Below are 10,977 nucleotides of genomic sequence, written 5' to 3'. Positions count from 1 at the left end.
ACAATGGGCAAAGCAACAGGTTTTATGGATTATAAAAGAGAAAAGCCAAATGAACGTGACCCTCTCACTCGTCAAAATGACTGGAAAGAATATTCAGCTCCTTATACAGATGAGGTATTGAAACAGCAGGGTGCTAGATGTATGGATTGCGGAACACCGTTTTGTCAAATTGGAATGGAGATCAGGGGCGGCGTTTCTGGCTGCCCGATCTACAATTTAATTCCAGAATGGAATGACCTTGTCTACCGGGGCAGATGGAAAGAAGCGCTTGAAAGACTACAAAAAACGAACAATTTCCCTGAATTTACTGGAAGAGTATGTCCAGCACCTTGTGAAGGCTCATGTACCGTCGCGATCAATGATCCAGCAGTATCGATTAAAAATATCGAACGGACGATCATTGATAAAGGTTTTGAAAATGGCTGGATTACACCAAGAATTCCTTCAAGTCGTACAGGGAAAAAGGTTGCTATTGTCGGATCAGGACCAGCAGGACTGGCAAGTGCAGACCAACTAAACCAGGCAGGACACGCTGTAACCGTGTTTGAACGATCTGATCGTCTAGGCGGACTGCTCACTTATGGTATTCCGAATATGAAGCTCGACAAAGAAGTCGTTGAGCGCAGAGTTAAACTACTAAGACAAGAAGGCATTGACTTTGTGACCAATACAGAAATTGGTGTGGATATCACGGCTGATGAACTGAAAGAGCAATTTGATGCGGTCATCCTTTGTACAGGTGCACAAAAGCAGCGTGACCTGTTAATTGAAGGCAGGGAAGCAAAAGGGATTCACCTGGCAATGGATTATTTAACACTCGCAACAAAAAGTATGCTTGATTCAGGATTCAAAGATAAAAACTTTATTGACGCAAAAGGGAAAGACGTCATTGTGATTGGCGGAGGAGATACAGGCGCTGACTGCGTCGCAACTGCACTTCGCCAAAAAGCAAAAAGTGTTGTTCAATTCGGAAAGCATCCAAAGCTTCCAGATACACGTGTAGGGGATAACATGTGGCCAGAACAGCCTTATGTCTTCTCTCTAGATTATGCTTACGAAGAAGCACAAGCAAAATTTGGAGAAGACCCGCGCCAATATTCGATTCAAACCACAAAGATTGTGGCTGATAAAAATGGGAAGTTAAAAGAGCTTCATACCATTCAAATGGAAAAGGTGAAAAACGAGCAAGGGAAGTTTGAATTTCATGAGATTCCAGGAACAGAGAAGGTATGGCCAGCTCAGCTAGTCTTTATTGCGATTGGTTTTGAGGGAACTGAACAGCCACTAGTGAAACACTTTGGCGTGGACAGCAAAAACAATCGGATTGACGCAAAATATGGGGAATATACAACGAATGTAGAAGGCGTATTTGCAGCGGGAGATGCAAGACGCGGTCAAAGCTTGATTGTCTGGGCGATTAACGAAGGCAGACAAGTGGCACATGAGGTAGACCGTTATTTAATGGGGAGTTCGGTTCTGCCAAAATAGGTCAAACAAAGGGTGTTTACCATATATAGAGAAAAGCCATGACCAAAGAGTGGTCATGGCTTTTTATGATTCAGACATGGTTGGCTGGATAATGACTTTTTTACGTTTGAACTGGGATACAACCAAACAGAGGAAGACAGCAAGAACAAAAAGAGAAATGGTCAAAAAACCAAACGTATAGGAGCCCGTCATTTCTTTTAAACTGCCAAGAACGTTTGGTAAAAAGAATCCCCCAATGCCTCCTGCAGCCCCTACAATTCCAGTCACAATCCCAATTTCCTTATGAAACACTTGCGGGACAAGCTGGAAAACAGCTCCATTTCCCATACCGAGACACATCATTCCGACAAATAAAAGCGCAATGACCACTGGTAAAGCAGGTAGACTACTCACTGCCCCTAAACAGATACCAATCAAAGCAAATAAACCGAGCAGTACTTTCATCCCGCCAATTTTATCGGCGATCAAACCGCCAACTGGCCGAAAGAAGCTGCCTGCCGCCACACAAAGCGTCACAAAATCACCGGCATGAATTTTTGAAATCGCATATTGGTCCACAAAGAAAATACTCAAGAAACTTGAAAGGCCGACAAAACCACCGAATGTAATCGCATAAAGCAGGCAGAAAAACCACGTTGTTTTCACTTGAAAGACTGAAAAATAGGACCGAAGCGGCTGAGGGGCGGGCTGGTTTGGTGCATCTTTTGCTGTGAAAATAAAAAACAAAAAGACGAAACTTAAAGGAATAAGAGCGAGCCCCATCACTGTATGCCAGCCATACATCTCCGCAAGCCTTGGTCCAAAGAGTGTCGAGATCAGTGTTCCGCTGTTTCCGGCGCCGGCAATTCCCATCGCTATCCCTTGTAAATGAGGAGGATACCAGCGGCTTGCCATCGGTAAAGCGACCGCAAAACTCGCACCTGCAACCCCTAATAAAATCCCGATCAGTACTAGCTCTGAAAGGGTTGTACCACCGAAAAACCCCCATATGAGCGGAATGGTGGTCAAAATCATGCCCATCATCGCTGTTTTTTTAGGTCCCATTCGGTCTGTTAATAGGCCTAGCACAATTCGAAAAAAAGATCCCGATAAAATCGGAATGGCTACAATCATGCCTTTTTCTATTGTCGATAAGGCAAAATCTTGTGCAATAAAAGCACCGAGTGCCCCCAGTAAAACCCAAATCATGAAACTCACGTCAAAATATAAAAATGAACCAAACAATGTCTTAGGATGACCACTAGAAGTCAATTCTGAGAGTTTCACAAAACCCCTCCTTTATTTTGAATTTTCTGACTTAAAGATAGCGAGTTGATAGAAGGAATGGAAGTATTGTGTTAGAAAAAATGACATGGATAAACACTTTTTTACAAATGTGTGCCATAATCTAGGCAAACATTGCTTTGGCGCAAAAAGCTAGAAAGGTTGATCTCACATGGCAAAACGTAAACTCTTGTTTATCGGAAATGGCATGGCGAGTATGAAATGTATCGAACATATCGTAAAGAAACAGCCAGAACGCTATTCCATCACAATCATTGGAAAAGAGAAGCACCCAGCTTACAATCGAATAAAACTTTCATCGGTTTTACAAAAAAGTGAATCATTGTCTCAGATTGAACTAAAGCCAAAAGAATGGTACACCAAACATGACATCACCATCCAAACAGGCGAAGCAGTTGTCCACATCGATACAAAGCGTCAATTGCTCATGACAGAAGCACGCCGGAATATCCCGTATGACAAACTGGTTATCGCCACAGGCTCATCGCCTCATTTTCTGCCTATACAAGGCGTATCCAAAAAAGGGGTCTATGCTTTTCGTACGATTGACGATTATGAGGCCATTTACGCTGATTCTTTACGCTATGAGCGTGCAGCAGTCATTGGAGGTGGTGTACTTGGTGTGGAAGTGGCCGCTGGTTTACAGATCGCTGGACTGAAGACAACCTTGATTCATCACACGGATTGGCTTATGCAACGCCAATTAGATGAAACAGCTGCAGGGCTTTTGTCTCAACAATTAAGTCGCAAGGGGATTCAGGTAAAAACAAATGCTCATACGATTGCATGTTTAGGAAACGAGAGAGTAGAAGGCGTTCTGTTAAAAAGTGGAGACATCGTGGATGCTGATCTCGTGGTTTTCACAACAGGGGTCCGTCCGAATATAGAGCTTGCAAAACAGCACGGCATTCATACAAGAAAAGCCATTGTTGTAAATGATGTCATGCAGACAAACGTTGAGAATATTTATGCTATTGGAGAATGTGCAGAGCATAAGGGGATGGTGCACGGTCTTGTGCAGCCTATTTATGAACAAGCAAACGTGCTTGCGAATCATTTATTAGATGAACTGGTCACGAATTTACCTCCTGCCATTTATTCAACAAAATTGAAAGCAAATGACATATCTATTTATTCTGCTGGCAGTATTGTAAACCGATCCCCCTCCGCTTCAGTGGTGACTTACTTAGATGAAGAACAAGAAGTATATAAAAAACTAGTGTTTGAACATGATGTGCTCACAGGCGTTGTATTAGTTGGTCAACTTGAGAGAGCTGAGCAGCTTTTGCAGGATGTAAAAGTGGGGCGTGATAAAAGCGTAGTCATGAAATCACTGAATGAAGAGCAGATATCCCCTTTAGATTCATTAAAAGCAGAGGATCTCATCTGCCAATGCCATACGGTGACGAAGGGAGCGATATTCAAAAGCATATCGGCCCATCAGCTGACAAATTTAGAAGAGATAAAAAAACAGACAGGGGCCGCAACGGGCTGCGGAGGCTGTCAAGAGCTTGTTCGTGCCTGCTGCCATGTCTCATCAAATCAGCTAACGGAAGCACTGGACACGTTTTGCTCGTGCACAAATGTAGAGAAACAGACCATTTTTTCGTATATCAAAAATCAGCATCCGCTGAATGAAGAGCAAGTAAGAAGACAATTTAATTGGATGACAGATAACGGCTGTGACAAGTGCCGAGCAGCCATTCCATACTATCTTGAGCAGTTTCAAGATCTTTTCGTAAAAGACAGCCCATCAGATCATGAGCACATACTAATGCCTCAGTTATATGGTGGCCGTCTTGATCTGACATTTTTACAGATGATAACCGGATTATTAGAGCAAAAGCAAATTCAGCACGTAGAACTAACGGAGAATAAACGAATTCGGCTGATCGGTATTTCACAAGAGGCCGCCCATATTGTAAAAGAACATCGACACATCATGCCACAAGAAAGCAAGAGACTTTCTCATGTTCTTTCATGTGATTGTCGTCACGATCCATCTGTCACAACACTTGTCATGGAGATCGAAAGACAACTAGAAAACACGCTTTTACCTGCAGTCACATCGATTCATATCGCTGGTCCTTCCTGCGTATGTCATTTCAGCCCCATCTATGACATCTGCATCAAGAAGCAGCTGGATGAATGGGACATTTATATAGGAGGCAGCATACATCAACCTAAGGCAGGTCAGCTTTTTTATTCTGTGAGCCGAACGGATGAGCTGATTTCTTTTTTAAAAGCACTGCTTGAAGACTATAGAAAACGTGCATATTTTCAAGAATCTATTGGAGACTGGATCCAAAAAAACGGCATCATTTCCATCCGAGAAAAATTGCTCGATGAGGAAATGAGAGAAGAGCTCTGCGAACAATTTGAGCAAAGTAGACAAAAGGGTGTGAATGTATGAATCAATCTTTTTTACAATATGTGCAGCAAACATCAGAGCAGCAAGAGCGAAAAAGGGTGTTCCCATCTCAATGTCCGTTTTGCAGTATGCAGTGCAAAATGCAATTAGTCGAGCAGCACGCAGAAGGGCGAACACGCTACCAGACGATAGGTATTCATAATCCAACCACGTTCGGCAGGATCTGTATGAAAGGGCAGCATGCCCACCAGCACGCACTGCACAAGGAACGATTAAATCACCCCCTCATCAAAAGAAACGGTCAATTTGTCAAAGCGACTTGGCAGGAGGCTCTTGATGAAATCAAAAAACGCACTCAAACCCTTCAAGCGGCGCATGGACACGATGCCATCAGTGTGTATGGTAGTGCATCGATTACAAATGAAGAAGCTTATTTACTCGGAAAATTTGCAAGGCTCGCCCTTAAAACGAAATACATTGATTACAATGGAAGACTGTGTATGTCTTCAGCAGCAACAGCAGCTAACCAAACATTTGGACTTGATCGGGGTCTAACCTTTCCGCTTCGTGACATCAAGCATGCCCGGGTTTTACTATTGGTTGGAACCAATATAGCGGAATGTCAGCCGACCCTCATGCCGTACTTGGAAGAAGCTAAAAAGAACGGGGCATTTCTCATCGTGATCGATCCGCGAAAAACAGCAACAGCCAAACTAGCTGACTTACATGTCAGCTTAAGGCCTGGGTCAGATGCTGCACTCGCAAATGGAATCTTACACGTCATGCTTCATGAACAGTTACTAGACGAAGAATTTATTAAAAAACGAACATCAGGTTTTCAAGAAATGAAACAGCATATTTCACACATGTCCCTGCCAGACATTACGCAGCAAACCGGTGTATCGATGAAAGTCATTCAAAAAATAGCGAGAAAATTCGCCCGCGAAAAAACAGGCATGATTCTGACTGCAAGAGGCATTGAGCAGCAAATAAACGGGACAGCATCCGTTCGTAATTTCCTGAATATTCTGCTTGTTACTGGGAAAATTGGCCGGATTGGGTGTGGCTATGGCGCGATTACTGGGCAAGGAAATGGACAGGGGGCAAGAGAGCATGGACAAAAAGCAGATCAGCTTCCTGGTTACCGTGATATCACAAACCCAGTACATAGAAAAGAAATGGCTGAAATATGGAAGATCGATGAAAAAGAACTGCCTGGAAAAGGTGTATCTGCTTTTGAAATGTTTGAAAAAATGCAGAAAGGAGAGATAAAAGCGCTCTTTTTAATGTGTTCTAATCCCGTTCAATCAGGTCCGCATGCAAGTTTTATCAAAAAAGCCATCGAGCAGCTGTCCTTTTTTGTCGCAATTGATTTATTTATCTCTGAGACGGCTGCACTCGCAGATGTTATTTTACCAGCTTCGTCATATTTAGAGGACGAAGGGACCATGACGAACATAGAAGGACGCGTTACGCTGAGAGAAGCAACCTATCCACTCAAACACCAAAGAAAGCACGATTGGCAAATCATTTGTGATATAGCAGCAGTATTAGGCAAAGGCGGCTCTTTTTCTTTTTCATCTGCAGAAGACATCTTTGAGGAATTGAGAACAGCAACGAAAGGAGCCAAAGCCGATTATTCCGGTATGACCTATGACAGGTTAAGGAAGACGCAAGGCATATTATGGCCCTGCTCTCATTTGGAAGACCGAGGAACAGAAAGACTATTTGAGCATCAATTCTCACATCCTGATCAATTAGCAAAATTTGCAGTCGTTGCACATGGACAACAGGGTGCAAAAGAACCAGTCAGTCCAGAATATCCACTCTATTTAACGACCGGCAGGGTGATGGCTCATTACCAAACGGGCGTTCAAACAAGAAAAAGCACCTCTCTTGTTGCCCGGCAGTTTGAAGCTTATGTAGAGCTTCATCCTGACACAGCCGAAGCTTATGGACTTCAGCACGGGGAGCTCGTCACCATCCAGTCAAAACGAGGTAGTGTCATCATGAGGTGCCACATAACAGATAGCATCCGAAAAGATACTGTGTTTGTTCCGTTTCACTGGAATAAACATCAATCAATTAACCTATTAATTGGTAAACAGTTAGATCCACACAGTAAAATGCCAGGTTTTAAATATTGTCCTGTACAGCTGTCAGCCTACAAGAATTGAAAACTATGTGAGAAATTTTAACATGTATTTTCCATCTTTGTTTAGATTATGGTACTTTCTAAAAAACGATCACATGAGGGGTGTTTTTCATGAAAGAAAAACTCGTATTAGTAGGGAATGGTATGGCTGGTATCCGAACGCTCGAAAACATTTTAAAAACAGACAATGAACGATTCGACATGACTGTATTTGGAACTGAGCCGTATCCTAACTATAATCGGATTCTTTTATCGAAAGTTCTCCAAGGGGATACAAAGACAGAGGATATTACGTTAAACGATTGGAATTGGTACAAGGAACATCATATTCAGCTGTTTACAAATGAGACCATTGTGAAGATCGATCCAGACAATCAAACCGTTATGAGTGATCAAGGACGGACCGTGCATTATGACCGTTTAATTTTAGCGACAGGGTCACTCCCGTTCATCCCGCCCATTCCAGGGAGCGATAAAAAAGGGGTAACAGCTTTTCGTACATTACAAGACACAGAGGAAATGGTCAAAGCATCTACGATGTACAAAAAAGCAGCCGTCATTGGAGGCGGGCTCCTTGGACTTGAAGCAGCACGTGGTCTATTAAACTTAGGTATGGAAGTGACCGTCATTCATCTTGGCCCTCATCTAATGGACCGGCAGCTCGATCCGGTGGCAGGTCAACTTCTGCAAACAGCATTAGAAAAACAAGGCATGAGCTTTTTATTAGGAAAACAGACAAATGAAATTTTAGGAGATACAAGAGTAGAAGGGCTAACATTTTCAGATGGTTCTACATTAGAGACAGATATGGTGGTCATGGCAGCGGGAATTAAACCGAATCACAAGCTTGCCGAAACGAGCGGCATTGAAGTGAACCGGGGGATTATCGTCAATGATTTCATGGAAACAAGTGTCCCGCGGATTTACGCAGTCGGAGAATGTGTTGAACATAGAGGACAAACGTACGGTCTTGTTGCGCCATTATACGATCAAGCAAACGTGCTTGCGAAGCATGTTTGTGATATGGCCCCGACGCCTTATGAAGGATCTGTACTATCGACACAGCTAAAAGTATCAGGGGTTGATGTATTTTCAGCTGGAGATTTTATCGAAAACGATGAGAAAAAAGCGATTAAGATTTTTGACGAACAGCAAGGTATTTATCAAAAACTAGTCTTCCAGCAAAACCGATTAGTCGGCGCCGTCATGTTTGGAGAAACAAGCGATGGACCACGTTTATTCTCGTACATTAGAGAAGGTGTTGATATGTCAGATATGGAAAAAGTATCTGTCTTAACATCAAATGAGCTGGCGCAAGAAAACACGATTGAACAAATGGCAAACGACCATATCGTTTGTGGCTGTAATGGTGTCTCAAAAGGTCAAATAGTGGCAGCTATTCAAAAAGAAGGCCTAACGACTATACAAGAGGTCAAGCAATGTACAAGTGCTTCTAGATCATGCGGAGGCTGCCAACCTGTTGTGGAAGAGATTTTATGGCACACTTTAGGCGATGATGCAAACCGCACTGCGCAAAAAGAAACCATCTGCGCCTGCACCACCTTATCAAGAGATGAAGTGATTCATGAAATAAAAGAGAAAGGTTTGCAGCATGTCAAAGAAGTGATGAATGTACTTGACTGGGAAACAGAAGAAGGCTGTTCAAAGTGCCGGCCTGCACTGAATTACTATTTAGGGATGATGTATCCGCTTGACTACAAAGATGAAAAAAGCTCGCGATTTGTGAATGAACGAATGCATGCCAACATCCAAAACGATGGTACCTATTCGGTCGTTCCACGTATGTACGGAGGCGTGACAAATGCTAATGACCTGAGAAAAATAGCGGATGTCGTTGACAAATATGAGATACCGCTTGTGAAAATGACTGGAGGGCAGCGAATCGACCTTTTAGGTGTCAAAAAAGAAGATTTACCAAAAGTATGGGCCGATTTAAATATGCCGTCTGGTTATGCTTACGGAAAATCATTAAGAACTGTCAAAACATGTGTTGGAGAACAATTTTGCAGATTCGGAACGCAGGATTCCATTTCTCTTGGGATCGCACTTGAAAAGAAATTTGAAGGACTTGCCACACCGCACAAAGTCAAAATGGCCGTATCAGCCTGTCCGAGAAACTGTGCTGAATCTGGGATTAAAGATCTTGGCATCGTAGGTATCGATGGGGGATTTGAATTGTATGCTGGCGGGAATGGAGGGACACATTTACGAGCTGGAGACTTATTAATGAAAGTAAGTACAGCAGAAGAAGTAGAACAAATGGCCGCAGCCTACCTTCAATATTACAGAGAAACCGCAAATTATTTAGAGAGAACATCCGCTTGGGTTGAACGGCTTGGATTGAATCATATCCAAACGGTACTGCTAGATGACCAGAGGCGTGCAGCACTCATCGAAAGAATGGACATCGCACTTTCAACTTATGAAGAACCGTGGCAAGAGATTCGAGAGAACGAAACAGAAACAAGACAATTATTTCAAAAGGCAACTGCTTCCGTCTAAATCAATTGAAGGGATGAGATCAGATGACAGTTTCAATTGTAAAAGTTCATATTGGTACAATATCAGATTTCCCGTTGCAGCTAGGGAAAACAGTCGCAGCCGGTCCACTTGAATTAGCTGTTTTTCAAACCTCTAACAAGCAGTTCAAAGCCATTGAAAATCGCTGTCCTCATAAAGGCGGTGTACTAGCTGAAGGAATGGTGAGCGGAGATCATGTCTTCTGTCCAATGCATGATTGGAAAATCAATCTTTCATCAGGAAATGTTCAAGAACCGGATCATGGATGCGTGAAAACATATGAAGCATTGGTTGAGGGAGACGACGTCTTTATTTTACTGCCTTCATAAATGGTTTAGAACCTTCCTTTCCTGTACATGCTGTAAGTACATGCAGTGAGAAAGGAAGGTATATGTGTGCCATTTTTTAATATTTTGATTGAACTCTTTATCGGATTTTTCGCTTTATTTTCCATTACAAAGCTATTAGGGAAAACACAATTTGCACAAATCACGCCGTTTGATTTTATTTCTGCATTGATTTTAGGGGAGATGGTCGGTAACGCCATTTTTGATCCAGAAGTCAGCGTGCTACATATCCTTTTTGCAGTTGCAGTCTGGGGCGTTTTAATCTACACAGTTGAATGGCTTTCACAAAAATTCAAATCCATTCGCGCTTTTTTAGAGGGAAGACCCACTCTTGTGATTGATAAAGGAAAGATTCACTACAATCGATTAAAGAAAAATATGCTCGATTTAAATCAGTTGCAGACGCTGATTCGAGCGAAAGGGCATTTTGCTCTTAATGAAATTGAATTTGCCATTTTGGAAACGGATGGGTCTGTGAGTGTGCTTCCAAAAATGAAATATGCACCAGCTACAGCCGAAGATGTGAACGTGAAAGGAAAAGAAGTCACATTGCCTAGAACGTTTATTATCGACGGAGAGATTTTAAAAAAAGATTTAAAGGAAGCTGGATTTGATGAAGCGTGGCTGCGAGAGCAATTGAAAAAGCAGCACATATCCTCCTATAAAGACGTCCTATTTTGTGAATGGATTGAAAATGAAGGAATTTATGCGATGAAATATGAAAAAACATCCACAACCTAACACAGTGGATGTTTTTTTGTGTTTTTTTGTTTTATAACTGAATAGGATCA

General features: G+C 42.4%; 7 protein-coding genes. 6 read left to right on the top strand and 1 reads right to left on the bottom strand.

Annotation, left to right across the window (positions count from 1 at the left end; all coding sequences use genetic code 11):
• The first annotated feature begins 3 nt into the window (after window positions 1-3).
• Complete coding sequence (gltD, locus tag M2369_RS12800) at window positions 4-1,488, top strand: glutamate synthase small subunit (RefSeq protein ID WP_008346585.1); 1,485 nt, start codon at window positions 4-6, stop codon at window positions 1,486-1,488.
• A 63-nt stretch (window positions 1,489-1,551) separates the two neighbouring features.
• Here the strand turns inward: gltD and M2369_RS12795 are convergent, their stop codons facing one another.
• Window positions 1,552-2,754 carry a nitrate/nitrite transporter gene (locus M2369_RS12795; protein WP_041507106.1) on the bottom strand — a complete coding sequence of 401 codons (1,203 nt, stop codon included), beginning with the start codon at window positions 2,752-2,754 and terminating at the stop codon, window positions 1,552-1,554.
• A gap of 169 nt (window positions 2,755-2,923) precedes the next feature.
• Here M2369_RS12795 and nirB (M2369_RS12790) point away from each other — a divergent pair, with 169 nt between their 5' ends.
• The 5 genes from nirB (M2369_RS12790) to M2369_RS12770 all read left to right on the top strand — a co-directional run bounded on the left by nirB (M2369_RS12790) (window position 2,924) and on the right by M2369_RS12770 (window position 10,927).
• A complete protein-coding gene (nirB, locus tag M2369_RS12790) occupies window positions 2,924-5,185 on the top strand; it encodes a nitrite reductase large subunit NirB (RefSeq protein WP_057079437.1) in 2,262 nt (753 codons plus the stop codon).
• Window positions 5,182-7,320, top strand: a complete 2,139-nt coding sequence (gene nasC / locus M2369_RS12785) for an assimilatory nitrate reductase catalytic subunit NasC (protein ID WP_057079438.1) — start codon at window positions 5,182-5,184, stop codon at window positions 7,318-7,320. Before nirB (M2369_RS12790) ends, nasC begins: the two co-directional genes overlap by 4 nt.
• Before the next feature lie 89 nt (window positions 7,321-7,409).
• Window positions 7,410-9,821, top strand: a complete 2,412-nt coding sequence (gene nirB, locus M2369_RS12780; RefSeq protein WP_057079439.1) for a nitrite reductase large subunit NirB — start codon at window positions 7,410-7,412, stop codon at window positions 9,819-9,821.
• Window positions 9,822-9,844: 23 nt separating this feature from the next.
• Entirely contained in the window at window positions 9,845-10,168 is a 324-nt protein-coding gene (nirD, locus tag M2369_RS12775) for a nitrite reductase small subunit NirD (RefSeq protein ID WP_008346593.1), read from the top strand.
• A gap of 66 nt (window positions 10,169-10,234) precedes the next feature.
• A complete protein-coding gene (locus M2369_RS12770; RefSeq protein WP_008346595.1) occupies window positions 10,235-10,927 on the top strand; it encodes a DUF421 domain-containing protein in 693 nt (230 codons plus the stop codon).
• Window positions 10,928-10,977: the final 50 nt, after the last annotated feature.

This window comes from Bacillus sp. JUb11 (assembly GCF_024807925.1).
Classification (GTDB): Bacteria; Bacillota; Bacilli; order Bacillales; family Bacillaceae; genus Bacillus; species Bacillus altitudinis.
This window is presented reverse-complemented; position numbering and strand designations above follow the sequence as displayed.

Excerpts from the sequence above, each read along its gene's own strand:
- nirB (WP_057079439.1), top strand. The coding sequence starts at position 7,410 with ATGAAAGAAAAACTCGTATTAGTAGGGAATGGTATGGCTGGTATCCGA.
- nirD (WP_008346593.1), top strand. The coding sequence starts at position 9,845 with ATGACAGTTTCAATTGTAAAAGTTCATATTGGTACAATATCAGATTTC.
- gltD (WP_008346585.1), top strand. The coding sequence starts at position 4 with ATGGGCAAAGCAACAGGTTTTATGGATTATAAAAGAGAAAAGCCAAAT.
- nasC (WP_057079438.1), top strand. The coding sequence starts at position 5,182 with ATGAATCAATCTTTTTTACAATATGTGCAGCAAACATCAGAGCAGCAA.
- nirB (WP_057079437.1), top strand. The coding sequence starts at position 2,924 with ATGGCAAAACGTAAACTCTTGTTTATCGGAAATGGCATGGCGAGTATG.